This window comes from Salinimonas iocasae (assembly GCF_006228385.1).
GTDB lineage: Bacteria > Pseudomonadota > Gammaproteobacteria > Enterobacterales > Alteromonadaceae > Alteromonas > Alteromonas iocasae.
On record NZ_CP039852.1, the window covers coordinates 835077 to 855539 of the forward strand.

18 protein-coding genes are annotated in these 20463 nt (G+C 46.4%); 11 read left to right on the forward strand and 7 right to left on the reverse strand.

The window, feature by feature from the left end; translation table 11 throughout:
* Nucleotides 1–11: 11 nt before the first annotated feature.
* Together FBQ74_RS03635 and FBQ74_RS03640 are read right to left on the reverse strand one after the other, a co-directional pair.
* Entirely contained in the window at nt 12–2843 is a 2832-nt protein-coding gene (locus tag FBQ74_RS03635; protein ID WP_139755368.1) for a polysaccharide biosynthesis/export family protein, read from the reverse strand.
* Nucleotides 2844–2857: 14 nt separating this feature from the next.
* Nucleotides 2858–3823, reverse strand: a complete 966-nt coding sequence (locus tag FBQ74_RS03640) for a vWA domain-containing protein (protein WP_139755369.1) — start codon at nt 3821–3823, stop codon at nt 2858–2860.
* A 572-nt stretch (nt 3824–4395) separates the two neighbouring features.
* Here FBQ74_RS03640 and FBQ74_RS03645 point away from each other — a divergent pair.
* From FBQ74_RS03645 to FBQ74_RS03680, 8 genes are all read left to right on the forward strand, one after another.
* Nucleotides 4396–5283 carry a sulfotransferase family protein gene (locus tag FBQ74_RS03645; protein ID WP_139755370.1) on the forward strand — a complete coding sequence of 296 codons (888 nt, stop codon included), beginning with the start codon at nt 4396–4398 and terminating at the stop codon, nt 5281–5283.
* On the forward strand, nt 5280–6545 hold the full coding sequence (locus tag FBQ74_RS03650) for a hypothetical protein (protein WP_139755371.1): 1266 nt from the start codon (nt 5280–5282) through the stop codon (nt 6543–6545). Before FBQ74_RS03645 ends, FBQ74_RS03650 begins: the two co-directional genes overlap by 4 nt.
* A 22-nt stretch (nt 6546–6567) precedes the next feature.
* On the forward strand, nt 6568–7674 hold the full coding sequence (locus tag FBQ74_RS03655) for a glycosyltransferase family 4 protein (protein WP_139755372.1): 1107 nt from the start codon (nt 6568–6570) through the stop codon (nt 7672–7674).
* 23 nt (nt 7675–7697) lie between these two features.
* Nucleotides 7698–8621, forward strand: a complete 924-nt coding sequence (locus tag FBQ74_RS03660; protein WP_139755373.1) for a glycosyltransferase family 2 protein — start codon at nt 7698–7700, stop codon at nt 8619–8621.
* 197 nt (nt 8622–8818) lie between these two features.
* Complete coding sequence (locus FBQ74_RS03665) at nt 8819–9262, forward strand: glycosyltransferase family protein (RefSeq protein ID WP_139755374.1); 444 nt, start codon at nt 8819–8821, stop codon at nt 9260–9262.
* Nucleotides 9259–9738: a glycosyltransferase gene (locus tag FBQ74_RS03670; RefSeq protein ID WP_168190596.1), complete on the forward strand. Its 480-nt coding sequence runs from the start codon at nt 9259–9261 to the stop codon at nt 9736–9738. The genes FBQ74_RS03665 and FBQ74_RS03670 overlap by 4 nt, the downstream gene beginning before the upstream one ends.
* Before the next feature lie 12 nt (nt 9739–9750).
* Entirely contained in the window at nt 9751–11064 is a 1314-nt protein-coding gene (locus tag FBQ74_RS03675) for a flippase (RefSeq protein WP_139755376.1), read from the forward strand.
* A gap of 133 nt (nt 11065–11197) precedes the next feature.
* The gene (locus FBQ74_RS03680; protein WP_232371968.1) at nt 11198–12109 is read left to right on the forward strand and encodes a MipA/OmpV family protein; all 912 of its coding nucleotides are present in this window, start codon (nt 11198–11200) and stop codon (nt 12107–12109) included.
* An 89-nt stretch (nt 12110–12198) separates the two neighbouring features.
* Here the strand turns inward: FBQ74_RS03680 and FBQ74_RS03685 are convergent, their stop codons facing one another.
* From FBQ74_RS03685 to FBQ74_RS03690, 3 genes are all read right to left on the reverse strand, one after another.
* Entirely contained in the window at nt 12199–12798 is a 600-nt protein-coding gene (locus FBQ74_RS03685; protein ID WP_139755377.1) for a porin family protein, read from the reverse strand.
* Between the two features lie 1217 nt (nt 12799–14015).
* Entirely contained in the window at nt 14016–14189 is a 174-nt protein-coding gene (locus FBQ74_RS18905; RefSeq protein WP_168190597.1) for a hypothetical protein, read from the reverse strand.
* A 342-nt stretch (nt 14190–14531) separates the two neighbouring features.
* A complete protein-coding gene (locus tag FBQ74_RS03690) occupies nt 14532–16571 on the reverse strand; it encodes a winged helix-turn-helix domain-containing protein (RefSeq protein ID WP_139755378.1) in 2040 nt (679 codons plus the stop codon).
* 165 nt (nt 16572–16736) lie between these two features.
* On the opposite strand from FBQ74_RS03690, the gene FBQ74_RS03695 reads away from it, so the two are divergent.
* Both FBQ74_RS03695 and FBQ74_RS03700 read left to right on the forward strand, forming a co-directional pair.
* Nucleotides 16737–16919: a hypothetical protein gene (locus FBQ74_RS03695; protein ID WP_139755379.1), complete on the forward strand. Its 183-nt coding sequence runs from the start codon at nt 16737–16739 to the stop codon at nt 16917–16919.
* Nucleotides 16920–16921: 2 nt separating this feature from the next.
* On the forward strand, nt 16922–17218 hold the full coding sequence (locus FBQ74_RS03700; RefSeq protein ID WP_139755380.1) for a hypothetical protein: 297 nt from the start codon (nt 16922–16924) through the stop codon (nt 17216–17218).
* A 623-nt stretch (nt 17219–17841) separates the two neighbouring features.
* On the opposite strand, the gene FBQ74_RS03705 is transcribed toward FBQ74_RS03700, so the two are convergent.
* Together FBQ74_RS03705 and FBQ74_RS03710 are read right to left on the reverse strand one after the other, a co-directional pair.
* The gene (locus FBQ74_RS03705; RefSeq protein ID WP_139755381.1) at nt 17842–18390 is read right to left on the reverse strand and encodes a cysteine hydrolase family protein; all 549 of its coding nucleotides are present in this window, start codon (nt 18388–18390) and stop codon (nt 17842–17844) included.
* 40 nt (nt 18391–18430) lie between these two features.
* Nucleotides 18431–19312 (reverse strand): MBL fold metallo-hydrolase, encoded by an 882-nt coding sequence (locus tag FBQ74_RS03710; RefSeq protein ID WP_139755382.1) that lies wholly within the window; start codon nt 19310–19312, stop codon nt 18431–18433.
* 144 nt (nt 19313–19456) lie between these two features.
* On the opposite strand from FBQ74_RS03710, the gene FBQ74_RS03715 reads away from it, so the two are divergent.
* Entirely contained in the window at nt 19457–20407 is a 951-nt protein-coding gene (locus FBQ74_RS03715) for a GlxA family transcriptional regulator (protein ID WP_139755383.1), read from the forward strand.
* Nucleotides 20408–20463 lie beyond the last annotated feature (56 nt).

Here is a 20463-nt window from a genome sequence, read left to right on the forward strand (position 1 = left end):
GTGGTCTCTCCCTAGTCCAGTAAGTTAGCTAACATTGCGGTTGAAATGATATTTTTATACAAAATATCGACCCACTTTTCTGCCGACTCTCTGCCGTTGATACGGTCCACGCTCAGGGGCACGAAGATGGTCGAACCGGGGGTAACCTTGACGTTTGCAGGTGAATTAAACCAGCCCCATGAACTGGTGCTTGAGCGCACTGACATCACTTCGCCATTCGCCTGAACGATGTAGGCGTGCTCGTATTGCGCTAACTCTTTCACGCCACCGCTCAGGCCGATGTAGTCCAGCGCTGCACGGTCATTGCGATATTTGTGCGATGTGGGGAAGTAGACCTGTCCGATGACACTTACGTCATCCTGATACTTAGGTACAACAATACGGTCGCCGTTTTCCAGCACAATATCCGATGACTCATCACAGCGGGTCACTGCACTGTGAACATCAACTACCATACGACCCAGGGCTTTTTCAGGAGACATCTTTTTAAGCACTGAATAAACATCGTCAGCCCGCTGATCTTTAGGCATTTTCTCGTCCTTATTGACGCCCTGCGACACGTGGCTGTCTGCCAGCAGACGCTCTAATTGATCAAACATTCTGTCCAGCGCCTGCTGTTCTTTCTGGCGTACACTTTCCCGCAGGAACACGGCGCCAAACAGGTAGGCATCTTCGGTGAAACCACCTACCTTTTGCATCAGCGAGCAAAGGGTTTCCCGCTTATCGATACGATATTTGCCAGGGAATTTAATCTCGCCTTCAATCTGCACAAACTTCGGCGTCTGCACCCATTCAGGCTTTTGACGCAGAATCAGATGATCTTTGGGATGCAGAATCAGTGACGTTGTATCCAGCAGCGGATCGTTGCGGGTCAGACTGATAGCTCTGGAGTCAGTCCGGCTGAACTCACTGTCCAGCAGCACCTGACGCGACAATGTTGCAGCAAGTCCATAAGCTTCTTCTTTCATGCCGCCCGCTGCAGCAATCAGATCGGCCACACGCATTCCCGGTACCATTGGGTATGCGCCCGGGCTGAATACCGAGCCGCTGACCTGAACGACCGGTGCCTGCTGCCCAAACTGCGTCTCACGCTTAATACGCTCTAAGGGCGTTTTAATCAGCTCTGCACGATCGCTGTCTTTATTAAACAGGTACACTTTATCTTTAGGCTGCAATACCGGGTTGTGATCGGCCTTATTGGCAAGCGCATCTTTCAACGAAATACGGATGAAATAAAGACGGTCCGATTGCAGATCAGTACGAGCCAGCAGTGCATAGTTAAGGTCAACGCCTGCTTCCAGGCCGCCTGCATAACTGACCATATCGAGCAAGCGGGTGCCTGTGTGAAGCGGATAGGTGCCCGGATGCGGAATGGCACCTTTAAAGTCAACGACCTTGACCGGCGAGTCTGCAGTGGCTTCGTTCTCCAGCTTCTTGACCACTTTTTCAAGCTGGCCGGCACGCGGAGAATGCGTATCAAAAATGATAATTTGATCGCGCGGGTGAAGGGCAATGTTGTCTTTCGAGTATTTGTCGGTAATCGCATTGCGAAGGTTGAAATAAATTGCTTCGGTACGTTTGTTGTTACGGTTTTCACGCTGAATCATCGCCGCGTCGAACTCCGCGCCCTGACGTAAAATATTCTTGGATTGAATAAGGTCTGAGACCCGCATTCCTTTTGACCACTGAAAGCCGCCAGGTGTTAACACGTGGCCAGACAGCAATACCACGTCATCCATTTTATCCAGTACCGGAAACACGCGGATGAGGTCACCATTTTTTACATTTGTCTTGTCACCGTTTTTGTGTAAATCGGCCTGCATCAGGGTGTACATACCATTTGCTGACACACGCTCAATCTGCGCGTTTTGTTTATTGGCGGTGGGCAGCAACCCGCCGGCCAAAGCCAGAATTTCAGATACGCTTTGCTCTTTGGCTATTTCATAAATTGCCGGGCGCAGAATTTCTCCTGCAATACCCACGGTGGCGCCCACGGGCGGAACAAAGATTAAATCGCCTTGGCGCAGATAGATATTGGCGCTGTCATCACCTTTAAGCAGTAATTCGTACAGATCCAACGTGGCTACCAGACGTCCGTGGCGTTTTACCTGGATGTTTCTTAGCGAACCGGTGCGTTTCACACCACCGCTGGAAACCAGTGCGTTAATCAGGGTAGAGAATCCACTGACAGCATAACTGCCGGGTTTTGACACTTCCCCAACCAGCATAATTTGAATCGAGCGGAACTCTGATAGCGTAACAATGGTTTTAATACCAATACGCTTTACCTCAATGGCCTCGGAAATAGCCAGTTTTGCTTCTTCAAAAGTTAGTCCGCTGACGGTGACAGCGCCGGCATCAGGAATGAGCAGCATGCCTTCGCGGGTTACGGTCAAATCATACTGCACGTTAGTTGCGGCGAATGCCTGAATGGTAAAGGTATCGCCGGGGCCAATTACATAATCATAAGGAACCGGCATATCTGATACAGGCGCAAATGTTGTAGAGACTCCGGCAAACATATCGTAGCCAAAAAGTTCAAGTTTGCTTTGGACGCGCTGCTGCTGAATTTCCTCTTCAAGCGTGACTGGCCGAAGCGACTGCGACACGTTTTGTTCCAGCTGCGTAGGTGCTTCGTCCTGAGTACCAACCACCGGTTGAACAGATATCTGATAGTTAGGACTTATCTGGGTGGCGTCAGATGTCTGAGCCGAAACAACCGCCTGGCGACGCTGCTGCTGCTCGTACGTGATGACCCCCGCACGCTCTTCCTGCGCCTGACTAAAACCACACACAACCGTAGCACCCAACACACTTACCATTAACTGTTTGATGAATTTCATGATTTACTTCTCCATTAACGGTTCGTTGGAAAACGAGGACAACCGCTAAAGTCAACAATCTTGCCCGGTGGCGTGTGCGGGCATCTGTCCTGATAGTCATAAATGCCATCGCTGTCTTCATCTGAAGGGCCTTTATAAAGCACCGTTTCAACGAAGTTAGCCATGGTGCTCGGTTGTGCAACCTTGTCTACTGCTGAAGAGAACCCGCAGCTATCAGCGCTTTCAAGACGACTACGGGACATTCTGTTACCCACGCCAATAGTATAGAAGCATAGACCAGCATTACTTTGCGGCCAGGTTATTGCTGCAGATTCTGGCAAAACAACGTGTGCCCTGGTGCCAAATGTGACCCGCTGGCGCATGCGCATAACAGCCTGTTCCACGGAGGCATCGATTTGAGACCATGCCGTAACCAGAATAACGGCTGACGGGCCTGACAGATTGCCGACTAGTTCTGATACAAAATCCAGTGCTACCGACAGCGTTTGCACCTCAATATGTTGCTGCGCCTGATGGCTGGCCAGTGACTGTTCAAGTTCGTGCGGAAATACACTGTTCACACTGAACCGGGCATCAAGTGGTGCGAATAGTTGTGGGTTTATAGCATCCTTATAAGTAATGACGGTGCTGCTAAAGCGCTGGTTTGGCATTGTTTTTACAAAGCGGCGTACCACCTCCTGCGCATAAAAACGTGTATCCAATCCTCTGAATGTATTATCCAGCGCTGAGCTTTGATCGATAACAAAAATAATGTGTTCGACACGAGGGGCGAGCCTGAATTCAGCTACACGTCTGTCTATCGGCATGGGATTAAAAATGTGAACTGACTGGCGATGCAAGCTTGTGTCGTAATCATCGACTTTTGCCATATGGGTATGTTCGGGAATATGAACCAGATTTTCTGTAGCGATACATCCCCACAAGCTTATTATCACCATGGCTGAAAAAATGAATCTTATCCCTTGCTGCACTTTCATCATGTTCACCTTCGAAGATTAATGCGGTGTCGTGACTTCACCCGCTACGACTGTCTTCCGCTAGTAAGTATTGAGCAAGAAGTAATCCTGGAAAGTCGATAGAGCGGAAAAAGTGCTGGTTAGAATATATGTCTCTGATATTTAAAGAGATAAAAAGCGAAATGTTTTTCTCACTAAAGACGGAATCGCGTTTACATTCTGTTTTGCAAACTGCAAAAAACGAATTTTTCCCATTTTTAAAATTGAATTTCGCATTGTGCGAAAACACAAAGGCGTAATGTGGTTTCTCTTAAGGCTATGTATTTAATGACTATTTTAGTCTTTTATTGAATGGGTTGAAGAGATCGTTGGCTGGCACAGTTCTGGCAGATAGCTCTAAACACAAACGGCTGATAAATAGCAGTAACAAATCAGCGTTAATGAAAACACCGTTTTGCTTATTGCCGTCTATACTGTTTGATTGTTGTCCTTCAGCGTGAGTGCTGGTGTGGCACGTCAGTCAAAGTAAGTAATCTTAAATGGCGCAATAGTAAGCGGTTTGGAATACGCAAAACGTATACAGAAGGGGAAGTAACGTGCCAGACGTATTTATTTTAGGCTTCACCAAATGCGCCACCACCAGTTTATATAACCAGTTGATGCAACACCCTGGCGTGTCCCGAACTAAAAGAAAAGAACCCCATTATCACTTCGCAAATGTTATTGGCGATAAGTTTGCCGGTCCCGCAGACCAGGATACGGTTCGCCAGATGTTTGTTGCCGACAGAGAAAAATATCAGTCGCTGTACGAGCCGGGAAAGGTTTCGATTGATGGCTCGGCAATGTCTGTTGAACATCCTGAAGTGCTGAAAAGCATTAATGCAGATTTCCCGCAGGCTAAATTCATCATCATGCTGCGCGATCCCATCGACAGAGCATTCTCTGCCTATGCCCATCTGGTTCGCGATGCCCGTGAAGCCCGGACATTTAAACAGGCAATTGAGCATGAGCTTTCAGGGGGAAGAGCGGACTATTTGCCAATCTGGCAGAATATTCAGTCAAGTCGGTTTGTGGAAGCCACACAGTTCGCTCGTACTCTATTTGGCGACCGGTTACAGGTAATCAGCTACCACGATTATGCCAGCGACAACCAGCAGGTAATGAATAAGATTGCGCATTTCATTGGCCTGTCGCCTATCCAGTGGAAGCAGGACTTCGCGAATCGCTCCGGCATACCACGCTCTAAAGTATTTCAGAAAATATTAATGCGTCGCTCGCTGGCCAAAACATTATTCGTATCGCTGTTCCCTGAAACATTTGTGGTTTCGCTTAAACGTGCGCTGGTTGAGCGCAATACGGGGAAGAAGCCGGCACTTACCACTGAGGAGCGCGACTATTTTGCGCAGTTACTGATCGACGAGCGCCAGAAAATATTGCCCGGCACACCTGACACCCAGCTACTTGAGTCGTTGTATACGTTATGAACGATGCAAAGCAGGTCTCAATCGTACCTCATATTCTGTTCGGAATGTTCATTCTGGAACTGATTTTTTTGATGGTAAAAAAGGTGAGTCTTGCTCTGTATAGTCCGTTCGATTTATTTGAAAAGCTGTTTCCGATTATTGCCATCGGTTTATTAGTGGCAGTTATCAAACCTCGCCTGAATTACAAATGGTGGGCGGCATTGATGCTGTATCTGGGGTATTTGATGTATGGCATCGCCATCTCACTGGCGAATCAGAAAGGCATAAAAATCATACTGGTCCAGCTTTACCATGAGCTTAAGTTTTTTCCGATGGTGATGCTGTTTGCCGTAGCCAGATGCGATGAAATATGGACAAAACGAACAATTAAGATGATCAAACCACTGATTTTACTTTGCATATTGCTCATCTTTTTTCAGGCCGGTGCACCGGGAGCCTATGACGCAGTATTTTCCAGCGGTGGACACTTTGAGCCGGGCCACCTTGGCGGACGACTGGTTCCTCGTTTTGTCGGATGGTTCTGGCATCCCGGGCAATCGGCGTTGTTTTTTACCATCGCGGCAGTGTTGATCAGTGTTGAATACCATAAAGGTAATCTTCGCTTTGGTAACTCTCTGGTGTTTTTGTGCATTGTGTTTGTGTTTTGCGCTATCCAGCGTCTGGAACTGATGCTGCTATTTATGGCACTGATGGCGCTGAAAGTGCAGCGCGCTTTTAATATCGATTATCGTTTTATTCTGGCCGTTATCGTGTTTGCCTTTTTCACCTGGCTGATCAGCTACCTTAGCTGGGATAAGGATAACGTCTGGTATGTGCTGGAAAACTTTGAGTCGCCCCGGGTGATATTTTTGGTAGAGGCTGTCTTTGTATTGTTTGAAAGCAATTTCTGGGGCGGCGGCTGGGGCACTATCGGCAGTCACGCGGCGGCAGATGTCGCTAATGTCTATGAATATAACGCAATGAAAGATTTGTGGTGGGTGAAGTTAGGCCAATACTTTTATGACACCTATTGGCCTCATGTAATTGGCGAAACCGGTGTGCCAGGCTACTTTCTTTTGCTCTTATCAATGACGTTTATGGTATGCGCGCTGGAACGACCCGAAGCCAGTTTGTTGTTGTTTTTACTGTTACTGACCAGTGCGTTGTCGTCGAACGCACAGTCACTTTATCACCTTACTATTTTCGGCTGGTTTATTACTTTGTTTGAAAGTGACCCTTACGGGTGGCGGCATTCAAAGTCGCAGGCAGCCAACCATTATTAAGTTACTCTGAAGGGGACTGACTATGGATCGTAAAACCAAAGCAAAAGGTATCGCCATCATTGGTACAAAAGCGCGTGGAGGCATCCATGCAGTTATAGAAAACCATATTCAGGCAGGCGTTTACGACAATTATCCGCGCTATCTGATTGTCTCCCATGATGATGGTAACTTGCTCAAGCGTTTCTATGTTTATATTTGTGCTGTATTCAGCTTACTGGGGCTGCTTGTGGCCGGCAAAATTGGTATTTGTCATTTGCATGGGTCGCATAAAGGAAGCATTTATCGTAAAGCATTACTGGTAGCACTGTGCAGAGCGTTCCATTGTAAAGTTATTTTCCATTTGCATGGTTCGGTGTTTGCCCGTACCTACGATAACGCGGGTGGCTTCTATAAAGCATGGGTCAGATATGTTCTGAACAGTGCCGATAGCGTTTTTGTGCTTTCCCAGTATTGGGCCGATTATGTTCGCGGCATCTCAACCAATACTGATATTCAGATCATCAACAACTTTCCTTCTCCCGTTTATGAGAATTTATTCAGCGAGCGTCGTTTTGACAGTCAGCAGTCGATAAAGCTACTTTTCTTAGGCTATATCGGTGAACGTAAAGGTATATATGACCTGGTAGAGGCGGTTGATTTACTCAAACAGCGCGGTGTGTCCGGTTTTACCATCACCGTAGGCGGAAATGGAGAGATTGAAAAGCTTAAGACGCTGATTAACGCGCGCCAGCTGAACGATTACTTTGATGTTGTAGGCTGGGTAACGGGCGAACAAAAATACCAGCTGATGAAAGAGTCTGATTTACTATTATTACCTTCTCACAATGAAGGACTGCCGATAGCAATTTTAGAGGCGATGTCAGCCGGACTGGCAGTACTGAGCACCACGGTGGGCGGTATTCCCGAAGCCATTCCCGATGAAGATTCGGGTTTATTGATTGAACCGGGTGATACCACGGCCCTGGCCAATGCTATTGCAAGATACGTTAGTAGCCCGATGCTTATAGAGTGCGCCGCAAAAAACTCGCGCAAGCGTTATGATGCAGCGTACTCCTCAGCGGCAAACCTCACTATTATAAGAAGCGTGCTGGATGATCTCTCAGACTCTGAGCTTTCTGCTTGCCGCTGACATAAAATAGGTGGGGGCACAAAATGAGTTCGACAAAAGTATCGATAATCATTGCGGCTTACAATGTACAAAACACGTTACCCAGAGCCATTGAATCGTCGCTCAGCCAAACTCACGATAATACGGAGATTATTGTGGTGGACGATTGCTCCACCGATAACACACTGTCGGTTGCCAACGCATATGCCAGCAAAGATAAACGAGTTCACGTATTACAAACCAATGTTAATTCAGGCCCTGGTGCAGCGCGAAATCAGGGCATTAACAGTGCCTCGGGTCAGTGGCTGACAATGCTGGACGCTGATGACTGGATCGCGCCGGATCGTATTGCGACACTGTTATACGTGGCTCAGGCACACAGTGTCGATATGGTGATTGACAGTTACTGGCTGGCAGATGAAAAGACCGGGCAGTGCTATGCAGCCAGATTCAGTCAGTTATGTTCTGCGTATACCCAGTTCAATATGGATGCTGAATACTTTATTCGCCATGGTATGGGAGCCACCAAACCACTACTCAATGCGTCGGTCGTGCGCGATCACGGATTGATGTTCAGCGAAAATATCAGGTTCGGTGAGGACATGTTGCTATACAGTCAGTTGTTACTTGCCGGAATGACCTGTCGCTTCATTAACAAGCCAACATATTTTCGTACCGAGGCCCGCACTTCGTTATCCAGATATGACCGGGTTACTTTCCTGAGCGAGTTATTGCATGTATTGACGCTGATAGCCGAGCAAATTAGTACCAGTAAACATGGCGATACTGGTTTGAGCAATGCCATAGCGTATCGGCAAAAGATTACCGAGGACGCTCTAGTATCTGCACAATGGAAGGTATGGTTACTTCGTCATAAGCAAAAAGCGAAGCCCTCTTTTCTCAGTTTACCCAAACTGATTCGCCATTTGTGGCATCGCAACGTGCGATACAGCATTAATCCGTTGTGATTTTCGCCTTTCGCCTTTCGCATTTTGAAACGGATTTTCTTAACGCATTTTTATATTGCGAAATCCCTCGCCGAAAAAGTAACAAAAACCAGTAAGGCTATGAATTTATTGTGTAATTAAAATTGGCGCGTCCTTTGCCATTACTCTTGTAGAGGTTGTACAACGTTTTATGACCGTTGCTTATCAGGAGTATCACCATGAAAAAGAAAAAACTGTTAGCTGTAGCTTCTCAGGGCGGGCATCTGATTCAACTGCTTCGACTTAAGCCGGTCTTTGACCGATACCAGACCAGTTATGTTTCAAACCAGTACCGCGAGGGCATGGAAGATGACTTTTCTCAGGTAATTGATGCCAACAGCGATGAGAAGCTTAAGTTGCTGGTCTTATTTGCGCAAATGGCCTGGATAATCTTTACCAAGCGCCCCGATGTGGTTATTTCAAGTGGTGCCGCGCCGGGCCTGATAGCCATTATGCTGGGCAAGATGGTGGGGGCTAAAACCATTTGGATCGACAGTATTGCCAATGCTGAAGAACTATCTTTATCGGGTAAAAAAGCTGGCGCGTTTGCTGATTTATGGCTGACACAGTGGCCAAATCTGGTTCAACCAACAGGGCCTCAATATCAGGGAAGAGTATTATGATTTTTCTTACCGTCGGTACGCAGTTACCTTTTGACCGTTTTGTTGAATTGGTGGATACCTGGGCAGAGGCTAATCCTCACATGGAAATCTTCGCGCAGATAGGCCACGGCGACTATCAACCCAAACACATGAAGTATTGTGCATTTCTGGACGAGCAGTCTTATAAGCGAGAGTTTGAAAAAGCGTCAATTGTTCTTGCTCATGCCGCGATGGGCTCAATAATCACCTCCTTAATGGAAGCGAAGCCGGTATTGGTGTTCCCGCGCATTGCCGCATTGGGTGAGCACCGTAACGAGCATCAGCTGGCCACCTGCCGCAACTTTGAAAAGCTGGACGGGTGTTACGTCAGCTATGACAAAGAGCAACTGTTTGCCACGCTGGATGATATCACCACCCTACGGGCCGGTTCATTGGGGCAGTACGCTAACCCGGCGTTGCTCAACAGTATCGATAATTTTATTTCAACCCAGTGCTGATGAGTGACACTTATGGTTAGAGTACTCAACTGGCAGGCCAGCCTTGCCGAGCCTCATATGAGAGAAGTGATTCTGGGCAGTCTTGCCGGACTCGTGGTGAAAGTGCTGGCAGCGGTTAGTCTGTTTGCGATGAACGTTGTTGTTACCCGAACCGTGGGTCCCAGCCAGGCTGGTCTTTTCTTTCTCGCTTTTACGCTGGTGACGATTCTTGCCACTGTCGGGCGAAGCGGTCTGGATCAGGCTATAGTGCGCTTTGTGGCAAAAGATCGGGCGTGTAGCGGCGGTAGCGCACTTCACAATATTTATTGTAAAGCGACGGTCTGGGCTTTTGCTTTCACCACAGTATTGGCCGCGTTAGTGTACAACAGTGCAGGCTGGATTAATCAAAGCGTATTTTCCCTGAGTGGCTTTGAGGATGTACTCAAAGTTGCGGTGGTTGCGGCACCGTTTATGGCGCTGTATATCGTGCAGGCGCAAGCCTTGCAGGGGCTAAAGCAGGTTTCAAAATCCATGTTTGTGGCCAGTGTCTCGTTGCCAGTGATCATTCTTGCATGTGTGCTGGCGTCTGGTCACAGTCAGGCAACAGACATAGCCATCTATTTTATTATCGCCGCAGCGGTAAGTGCACTGATAGGTGGCTACCTTTGGTTTCAGTCAGCACCGAAGATTTGCCAGCCTCAACCGTTTGCATCATCAGTTTTGCGCCGTGCATGCATGCCATTATGGACAGTGGCCATTGTTCACCAAGTCATTCAGTGGTCTTCACAATTAATTCTGGGAATCGGGGAAGACGCCGAGTCAGTTGCGTTTTACGCTACCGCCCAGCGCACGGCTATGCTGACAAGCTTTATTTTGTTTGCCGTCAATACAATTGTAGCGCCTAAATTCGCTGCTATGCATGCCACGGGGGACATGGAAGGTATCAAACGTACCGCTTTGTTGTCTGTTCGTATTATGCTTCTGGTTTCGGTGCCGGTTACACTATTCATACTGCTTTTTCCTGAATGGCTGATGAGCATGTTCGGTGACGCATTTACTGCGGCAGCTACAGCGCTGATGATCCTGACTATCGGCCAGTTTGTGAATATTGCTACCGGTTCGGTGGGTTATTTGCTAAGCATGACCGGTAACGAGACAAAAGTGCGCGATAACGTCGTTATAAGCGGCATTCTGAGCGTTGCGTTGGGTATTATTCTGATTCCGCACTTCGGCGTAATTGGTGCCGCCATCGCCTATGCCTGTGGCGTTGCATCGCAGAATTTGCTGGGCGTTTATCAGGTCAAAAAATATCTGGGCTTCAATACCCTGTGTTTCTGGAAAGCATAAGTAGGACGGTAGAAACGCGAAGGGCAGTGGAGTAAGCCTTAACAGATGCCGACGAATTATGAACCGGTGGCTATTAATCAAACAGTAGTGCCGTTACACTTGATTTCCCCACTTAATTTAATCAGGGATGTAAGTGTTCAAATTCTCAATAAAATATTTACTTCTTATAGTGTTCATAGCCATCAGCCCTGCTGGCATAGCTCAAACAAAGGATGAGCAGACTGACACATCACCCAATCGCAACCTGACCGGGTTTGAAGCCCTGGATGAGAAGCAGCCACTGTGGGAGGTGGGTATAGGTGGCGGCGCGATTGAGGTGCCTGATTACCCTGCATCCGGTGAGCGAAACACTGTTGCGTTAGCGCTGCCTTATGCAATCTACCGGGGTGACATTATTCGAATTGGCGGGCAGGGCGGGGCGCGCGCTGTTGTAGTAGAAAACCAAAAGCTGGAACTCGATATCAGTTTTGGCGGCGCATTTGCTGCAGACAGTGACGATAATACGGTGCGCGAAGGTATGCCTGAACTGGATTATTTATTCGAGGTCGGGCCGCAACTGATTTATAAAATTCAAGACTATTCGTTCAATGGTGGTGGCAACGCGCGGCTTGCTGCCCAGTTGCAGACAAGAGCTGTGTTTTCCACAGATTTTGGTCACATTGATGCCAGAGGCTACGTGTTCGAGCCAACATTACGGTATCAGCAACGCGGTGTATTTACGCCCGATACCGGTTTTAGTCTTTCCGCCCGAATGACATGGGCTACCGAAAAACTACACGACTATTTTTATCAGGTTACTCCTGAGTTCGAGACCGGATTCAGGCCTGCTTATAATGCTGGTGGTGGATACCTTGGCGCTGAAGTATCGGCCGGTTTGGCTTTTCCGGTAATGAAGAACTTGCGTGGGTTCTTTGGGGCATCAATGCAGCTTCATCATGGCGCGAGTAATGAGGAAAGCCCGTTATACGAAAAAGATGTTACTTACAGCGTCGGGGTGGGTTTTGTCTGGCGCGGCTATAAGAGCGATGCCAAAGCCAGCTGGTGATTGGCGGGCCATTTAAACGAAGCGAACGAAACAACACAAAGTAACTGTTTATAGAACAATGAAAAAGCGGGCCTTTGGCCCGCTGAGTTTTAGAAAGCGTAACGCAGGTGTGCACCGGTAAAGGTGAACTCATCGCGATCTTCATAAGTCGCACCGATCGCAAGAGCGGGCGTGAAGTAATAGTTTATTCCAGCCTCGAAGCCGGTTGTAGACGTCTCGTCTAATTCGATTTGTTTAACTTGTGCAGATAGCTCAAGCTGGTCGATAACCATAGAGCGAACGCCTATAGCAACACCGAAACCATTTTCATCACCCTCGACAAAACTGTCACCATCGAGCTTAGCTTCTGCGTTTAGGTTTTCAAAGCTGACAGCTGCAAATAAGTCAGTGCTTTTAGTCATACCGTAACGATAGCCAACACCCAGGCTCAACTGACTCAGCTCCAGCTCCACTGTCATTTCTTCATCGCTAAGGTTGCGATAAGCACCATTTACAAAAAAGTTTTCGCCAACTGACACAGATCCTTCCAGGTTGATACCTGATGGTTCGAAAATATCGATATCGTCTACATCTGCCTTGCTATAGCCAGCCTCAACGAAATCCCACGTAGGGCCATTGGAAAAAGTCTGAGCAGAAAATGCGTTCATTGAGAAGGTAGTGATAGCAGCTGCAACTAACATACGTTTCATTAAATAAGTCCTTTATATATTGCTTGTCATTTTTGACGGCGCAACTTTAGAGAACATTCCTAAGAAAAAACAGAGATTGATGACAATTAATCGTTCCCGATGGGTATGTTAAGTTATACCGCGGTATTGCTCCTGTGAGTTCCAATGGTTTTTAAATAAGTACTAACCTGAAAATGCTTATACGCTTCAGTTTGTCTGTAAAAGTGACTGCCGAGTTGGATGTATAGTGCGAAAAAGAGTGTTAATTTATGCTTTGGCTATAAAAGCCAAGTGCCACCAGTGTGATAACAACTGATAATCAAATCTGAGCAAAATTTCGACAAGGCGGTTGGTACAACGTGGAGCTGGAAATAGAAAACAAAACCAGGTTGGCAGGGGCATGTGATGCAGAAACCTGGCGTAGCTATTTGATGCGCGACGGTATTTACCCTTACGCTTTTTTATGAGCGCGGTGCATCTTAAACGACTAGCACATACCGGCTCAGCTTTTATCTTTTTTACCTACTTCGGCCACGATGATCCAGTATAAAACCAGCATAATGACAATAAAGACGACCGTAAAAATCATACCTAGCATGGTATCTCCCCGAGCATGGACAGGCGCGATGATAAGCAGCGCCAATAGTAGTAAATAGAATTTTATAGTCAATCCTATTTTCGCTCTGTTGCTACGCTGTAGTGATGACTTGCATAAATAGAGTTCTTAATTGTGAACACAGCGTGTAACACGCTATGTTAGTGCAAATGACTTGACCATTACAGACACAGAGTCCCGATTAACCAAGTACGTGTACTTAGTCAGGCTGATAACGGTTGAAAGAGACTGGTAGGCCGTCAGGGGAGCTGTAAATAGTCAGATTGATTAGTCAACGCCTTACCTGAATCAGATTAGCGAAAGGAAATCCAAGTCGAGCCACACACATACAAACGCTGAAGCCTAAAAAAAGTCTCACGAATTTGTGGATATCAATAGTCGTCAGGAGTTCGTCGAATAACAGCCAGGCGGGTACACCCAATAAGCAGGTTGCGAGCACAGCTGAAAAAATACTAACGACTAACGTAGCTTCACAACAATGGCATGTGACTGTTTCATGTAACAATAGTTTTAGTTTTGCTCGCAGACCTATCTGACTGTCGCAGCACGGACAGTGACACTCATTTATACGCATACTTACACTCCAAAAAGCGCGTACGGATTTGGCCGTACGCGTGTACAATTATGGAATCATTGACTTTGCGCCATCGTACAAGGCTCCTCCAGCCATTGCTTGCGAAACAAATCGTACTGTTTTATATGAACGATAAGCCCATACTGCTCCTACTCCTACCCAATAAAGCGCCACTATTCCACCGCTTACATAATTTGCTTCGTCGAAAGTTAGTTCTCTCATTCAAATTTCCTTTTGATAGAATCCCAATAGTTTGCTAATCAGATGAACGTTAGCGGAATAAACTTACAACTGCTTGAAGTCAAAAGTAACTGAACTTTTGGTCAATATTTTTAGATGAAGTAGATAGTCAGCTGTTTTTAAATTTCACAAAGTAAAAGAAACTTTTTGGCGAACAGTATTTATTTGTACGGTCTGCAGACAAATAGTATGAAAATGATAGTTCTGTTGGAGTGCATATGAAGAGCGATGCCTAGACAAAGGAAGCTGGATAGTTATTACAGAGAAAATACAAAAACCAGAAAGCATTTGCCGAGTGCAAGTCATCCTGACCGCGGGACGTTATTATTGCTCATTCAAATCAAGACTGATTGCCATTAATCTGTTTTTAGGACGTTGTCGCGCCACTCTGACGCAATAGTCTTCGGCCAAGCCATATACAACATTACACTGATGATTAAGCTCTACAGGTAGCGGGTCGCCGGTCACTATATCAAATCTCTTTATCTGCGCGTCCGAAGTTGTTTGAGTGTATAGACTATCACCGACAATTTCCCACTCAAAACTAAGTGGAGTGGTATTCGTAGCTATTAATCTTTCCTCATCACTATCGTTTACCCGCCATATTCCATCTATATTTTGCTTTTGTATGAAAAGGCCATGCTCGGTATTTGCAATTCGCCGGGCAGGGGGCAAACCGACTTTGTGATGCTCATTAGTCCGCGGGTTCATTCTGTAAACCACACCCTGCGCATCTTGCTCTTTTATATATAAAACAGAGTGAGAATCAAATGTGGGCGATCGGCCTTCAAACTGCGCGCCCAGTGTCAATGCCTTCTGTGTCAAGTCGCACAGGGTGATTCGGCCCCGACGGATGAGCGCGCACTTGCTGCCATCTGAGCTGATGTACATTTGAAGCGCATCAACGCCTAGCGGGGCGCGTGTGAGCTGAACATGTGAGTCGGTATCTATATCGAACTTCCAGATTTGATTTGTGCCAGTTCTGTCCGAACTGTAAAAAATATCATTTTTATGAACAGCCAAAAGGTAATTTGCAGATGACTCGTCAGCTGTTACCGGCTTATTAACCGGGGCCATTCTTTTATTGCCGCTCATCAATAGATTGCTGGCGCTGAAATTACCATCAATAAACGCGAACCCATCCGGGTGGTAGGTAGGATAATAGGCCGGGTGTGTTAGTGTTATCAGGGGAGTAAGCTGTAAATTGTGGTATTTTAGCCCCGTAAATACCCCGTTATCACGTTTAAAAACAAGATAGGTATTGTGCATTGCTATACTAAACATCGTAAAGTCGATATCAGTTCGCCAGAGATTTTCGTATAGGTTGTCTGAATCGTAAAGCTCTACAATAGTGGAGAAATTATCTTCTGTTCGCAGTGTTGTTAGAAACTTTCCGTCAGGAGATGTATATACTGCATAAATGCCAATGCCTTTTTTACCTGGTGCTCGCTGAGACAATAGCTCACCAGTCGAGTAATCATACACATAAAGTTGGGATTGGCTATTGCCGGGCGGAATCTGCGCAAGCAAAATGCGGTCACCTTTTAGATAAGCGATATCTATTGTAATGCTAGCAGGGTTACAGGATATAATCGGTTTGCTGCTGTATGTAGCTTGCTCATAATCAAGGCTAGCCTGCATTAACTCACAGGATTTTGCGCTTTTCTCGACGTACAGTAGCTGCTTTTTGCCAATCCATACGGGCTCTCTTATATCTGCATTCGGGGCTATTATTTCTATACTGCCAGCATTTGAAGACTCAAATGCGAGAACATGCCAGTATTCATCGCCATCGCTTTTCACGCCATAAGCATACTCATCACTAAATGATGAGAATGCAGGTTCGCGCTTATCGTTCGAGGAATCAACATAACCAACAGCCGCTCCGGCTGTGAATTCTGACAGGTCTTTATTAAAATAAAACGCGCTTACTATGGCGGTTAAAATGACGCAGGCAATTGGCAACAGTAGCCATTGAACTAACCTTGAAGCCTTGCTTTTATGTTCAGGTTCATCAGGCTCCGCCGTCGATTCATTTGAGACAATCTGAACATGTGCAATAAATTCGTACCCAACGTTCTGCACCGCTTTAATAAAGTGGACGCCAGGTTCGCCGGTTGCCTGATTAAAATTTTTGCGAAGCCTTGATATTGCAGTGGCAAGTTGTTGCTCTGAAGCTATACTCTGTGCTGGCCATAGTTCGAATAACGCTTCTTTGGTAACAGGGGCGCCATTGTTCGATAAAAACAACTCCAGAATTTGTCGCTGGAGGTTTGCCAGTTCAATTTTCCCACCATCATAAATGATGATCCCGCGTTTTGGGATATAGGTGAGATTGTGGGCAATTATGTACTTCTGCTCCATGCAATTCCTGTCTCAATATGAATAAGTAAGCTTCATGTAATAAAATGTAATGTACTGTCAGGACTTATTATCACTTTGTAATGATTGGTAAAGATAACGTCAAGCAGCGTTTGAATTGCCATAGTATAACTTGCGCTCTCAAAATAAAAATTAAGGAGCGTCACAATGACCAATCTTATCAAAGTACCTGCAGCAGCATTATTTTTCACTTTATTTTCTCTTCCTGCATTCGCAACCGGCGATAAAGAGAAGACTTCGTCTGAAACAGTTATAACGACCAGTGGAATGGAAACGATAGGTCGCTGTTCGAGCTATCCAGAGTGTAACAAAAGATTTACTGGTAATTAGAAATGGCCGGAGAAGGGCATCGCTTTATATGGCGTGTCGAAGACGTACTGGCTTCGGGTGACAGCCGAGTAGTAGCTGAAACAACAGATTTAAGAGATTTATTAAGCTATCGGGACATGAATTTAGAACTTGTTCTGGTGGTTTTATATTACGACTCCGAGGGGATCACGGATGAGGACCCTCTTTTTATTCAAGATGACGAGATACCTTCGAGGGCTCGTCATGACCTGGATGTCCCCCTTACCTATCAATTTGAGTATAACGAAGTGTGGTCAAACGTATCTGATAACGTTATGTAAAAGTCACTTTGCAGATGTGCTCAATCTTATAGTGAAAGAGCAGCCCGGTTTAGTAGATAGAGTTTGAATTAATATCTATCCCGGGCAATGCTCTATTAATATCTCGCAATATCATCACAACTATTCACCATCAAACTCGGGTATTGGAATTCCCGTTTGTCAGCTGACGAGCCAAAAGCATTGGCATCAGCTTCATTGGAAGCCGAAAATAACCGCTCGCAGCAGTTTTGTTGGAAAAGGCTCTGATTAGCGAAGAAACCTTTGAACAGAATTCGTACCAGCAGACACAAAAAAACCGACTTGCGTCGGCTTATTTTTCTCTTTCCTGTAGACTTGAAAAGAGTGGTACCAGTGGGCGGACTTGATTGGACCGACACTCGGACGCCACGCCCGAAGGCAACGGATTTTGAAAACGTTGCTTTTAATTTAATATAAATAAATCAACACGTTAATTTTACGAGTTAGTGCTTTGCAAAATCTTTGCAAAGCACAACTACCCGTATTCAGTCTTTTTCCAGCCATCTATCAAACCCCACCATGATGTCTACTGTTAAGATAATCCGGTGAGGTGCCATGTTTCTGACTTTCCACGACAAAGATGGCCAGATGAGAACGAATCCCTGTTACCTATTGATATAGGAGTTGACGCTACTGACGGTACCATAAGCAAACTCAATACCCGCCATTATGGTTGCATGGACCTGGGATGCGGCAACCTTGATGCCGTTAAACTCAAGATCCATCGTGGTACAGGCATCTTCCAGAATAGTGACATTATAACCGAAATCCGAAGCTGCCCTTGCCGTTGCCTCGATACACATGTGGCTCATCGCGCCAATGATCACCACTTCTTCAATATTATGCTGGTCCAAAAGCTCTTTGAGATTGGTTTTCAAAAACGCATTTGGGTAATTTTTAAGAATAACCGTTTCGTCGTTTTTCGGTGCCACAGATTCATGGATCTTCACGCCTTCCGATCCCGGCGTGAATAGAGGTGCGTCCGGGTCGGGAAACTCATGATGAATATGTATCAGCAAATTCTGTTGCTGACGGGCATGTTCTATCGCTTTAGCAGCATTGCCAGCGGTTTTTTCAATGTTTACCTGCGGCAGTTTTCCTGACGGGAAGTACTCATTCTGTATGTCAACAACAATCAGTGCCTGCTTACTCATAGTGTAAATCCTCTTTGTGGTAAGTAAATAAATGTTCTTTTTACTTGAAGGTCAGTGTTTCACCATCGGCCGGAATTTTAGTGGCTTTTTCAATGCCTTCCTGCTCAACGTATTCTCTTAATTCTTTTCGGCTTACAGTCATATGATTTACCGCATCCATGTGAACAGCAACGATAGTGGCATCAGGTGCTGCGCGATGCGCACGCAATGTGTCCTGTTTACCCATGATAATCGGGTCGTCTTTAAATCCTGTGACCTCTGCAGCGCCGGTATTCAGGACAATCACGCCAGGCTGGTATTGCTGTATGGCGTGTTCAACGTCTGAACGCCAAAGCGTATCGCCAACGATATAGGTCGTCTCATAACCGGATGCTTCAAACACTACGCCCATAACATTGCCAAGGATTTCAGCCAAAGCAGGCACAGAATAAATAGCATCAGAGCCATGTTGTCCCCCCGTTTTATGAAGGGTTACACCACTAAAGCTATCTTCATTACTGAGCACCCGCACATCGGTAAAGCCCTGTGAGCGAATTAGCCCGGCATCAGTGGTATTTTGAACAAATAACGGAATATCTTTGGCTATGTGCTGTTGAGCTGCATCATCCCAGTGATCAAGGTGCGTGTGCGTGACAATCACGGCATCTACATCCTTGAGTAGTGTTTCAACGGGCATGGGTAAGGTCACCATCGGGTTACGTAAATCGCTTCGATAGGTGTTCTCAAACCCCGGGTAAGCGCCTTTATCGGCAAGCATGGGATCAACAAGAAACGTTGTATCGCCGTAGGTTACTTTTAGGGTGGCGTTGCGAATGTGTTGAATTGTATGTGTGGCGTCTTGTAACGCAGGTTCGGTCTGTGCTTTGCCAGGCAAAGCCACAGTCGCCAAGATGAGTGAACCAATTATTGCTGTTTTGAACATATTATTGTCTCCGGTACGATTGTTTCGATAACGCAAGCAATAATATAAAAGGCAATGTGTTAAAAACATTGACCCTGATGACAATGTTCGAAACTATTGGGCCAATAGGTAGACGGCGGACAATCGTTTTGAAGGAGGTGGAGTATGCCATTACCAAAAGTCGGGCTCGTTGTGCATCCCGGTTTCAGCCCTTTTCATTTTTCTGTTCCCTATATGATATTTGGTATGCTTTTGCCGGATAGTCCGTTATTTGAACTTAAAATTGTTTCACCGGACGGACAACCGCTGGCTTCAGAGAGAGCGATGACGCTCACCCCCGATGGAGGACTGGCGCTATTAAATGATATGGATATTGTTGTCGTACCCGGCTGGCACGATCTCAATGAGCCACCGTCAAAAGAACTGGTCGATGCGTTACAGCGCTGCTACCACCGGGGTGCCTACGTCGTGGGACTTTGCTATGGTACTTACGCGCTAGCGTATGCCGGCTTATTGGACGGTAAATGCGCTTCCACGCACTGGTTGGCTGAGCAAGATTTCAGCCGTCGATTTCCAAATGTAAACTTAGATACCAATGCGCTGTATATCGAAGATGACCGCATAGTGACGTCGGCAGGTACCGCAGCAGGGTTAGATTGTTGCTTGTTTTTAGTGCGCGAATATCACGGTGGTAAAGTGGCTAACTCAGTGGCCCGCGTGATGGTGACCCCTCCGCACAGGGAAGGTGGACAGGCGCAGTTCATTGAGCAGCCTGTTGCTATCTCTACTCAGGATGCGCATATCAACCGGCTATTGGACTATTTACGAAAAAACATCGCAGTATCACACACCATTGATGACCTCGCCGCGCGCACGGCCATGAGTCGGCGGACGTTTACGCGACACTTCCAAAGAGCGACAGGTATGTCGGTAATGGCGTGGTTGATTGGGGAGCGATTACGACAAGGGCGTGAATTGTTAGAAATGACCTCATTGTCGATAGATGCGATAGCAGAAAAGGTTGGCTTTCAAACCGCGACATCGTTTCGCCAGCACTTTAAGCAACGTCACAGGCTGAGTCCAAGAGATTGGCGAAACAGTTTCAGACATGAGTAGGGTTGTAAGAATAGGTGGTTAAGCGGATTATATTATCGATGTGGTTGTCTGCCGAA

Excerpts from the sequence above, each read along its gene's own strand:
- FBQ74_RS03635 (WP_139755368.1), bottom strand. The coding sequence starts at position 2,843 with ATGAAATTCATCAAACAGTTAATGGTAAGTGTGTTGGGTGCTACGGTT.
- FBQ74_RS03640 (WP_139755369.1), bottom strand. The coding sequence starts at position 3,823 with ATGATGAAAGTGCAGCAAGGGATAAGATTCATTTTTTCAGCCATGGTG.
- FBQ74_RS03650 (WP_139755371.1), top strand. The coding sequence starts at position 5,280 with ATGAACGATGCAAAGCAGGTCTCAATCGTACCTCATATTCTGTTCGGA.
- FBQ74_RS03655 (WP_139755372.1), top strand. The coding sequence starts at position 6,568 with ATGGATCGTAAAACCAAAGCAAAAGGTATCGCCATCATTGGTACAAAA.
- FBQ74_RS03660 (WP_139755373.1), top strand. The coding sequence starts at position 7,698 with ATGAGTTCGACAAAAGTATCGATAATCATTGCGGCTTACAATGTACAA.
- FBQ74_RS03665 (WP_139755374.1), top strand. The coding sequence starts at position 8,819 with ATGAAAAAGAAAAAACTGTTAGCTGTAGCTTCTCAGGGCGGGCATCTG.
- FBQ74_RS03670 (WP_168190596.1), top strand. The coding sequence starts at position 9,259 with ATGATTTTTCTTACCGTCGGTACGCAGTTACCTTTTGACCGTTTTGTT.
- FBQ74_RS03675 (WP_139755376.1), top strand. The coding sequence starts at position 9,751 with ATGGTTAGAGTACTCAACTGGCAGGCCAGCCTTGCCGAGCCTCATATG.
- FBQ74_RS03685 (WP_139755377.1), bottom strand. The coding sequence starts at position 12,798 with ATGAAACGTATGTTAGTTGCAGCTGCTATCACTACCTTCTCAATGAAC.
- FBQ74_RS18905 (WP_168190597.1), bottom strand. The coding sequence starts at position 14,189 with ATGAGAGAACTAACTTTCGACGAAGCAAATTATGTAAGCGGTGGAATA.
- FBQ74_RS03690 (WP_139755378.1), bottom strand. The coding sequence starts at position 16,571 with ATGGAGCAGAAGTACATAATTGCCCACAATCTCACCTATATCCCAAAA.
- FBQ74_RS03695 (WP_139755379.1), top strand. The coding sequence starts at position 16,737 with ATGACCAATCTTATCAAAGTACCTGCAGCAGCATTATTTTTCACTTTA.
- FBQ74_RS03700 (WP_139755380.1), top strand. The coding sequence starts at position 16,922 with ATGGCCGGAGAAGGGCATCGCTTTATATGGCGTGTCGAAGACGTACTG.
- FBQ74_RS03705 (WP_139755381.1), bottom strand. The coding sequence starts at position 18,390 with ATGAGTAAGCAGGCACTGATTGTTGTTGACATACAGAATGAGTACTTC.
- FBQ74_RS03710 (WP_139755382.1), bottom strand. The coding sequence starts at position 19,312 with ATGTTCAAAACAGCAATAATTGGTTCACTCATCTTGGCGACTGTGGCT.
- FBQ74_RS03715 (WP_139755383.1), top strand. The coding sequence starts at position 19,457 with ATGCCATTACCAAAAGTCGGGCTCGTTGTGCATCCCGGTTTCAGCCCT.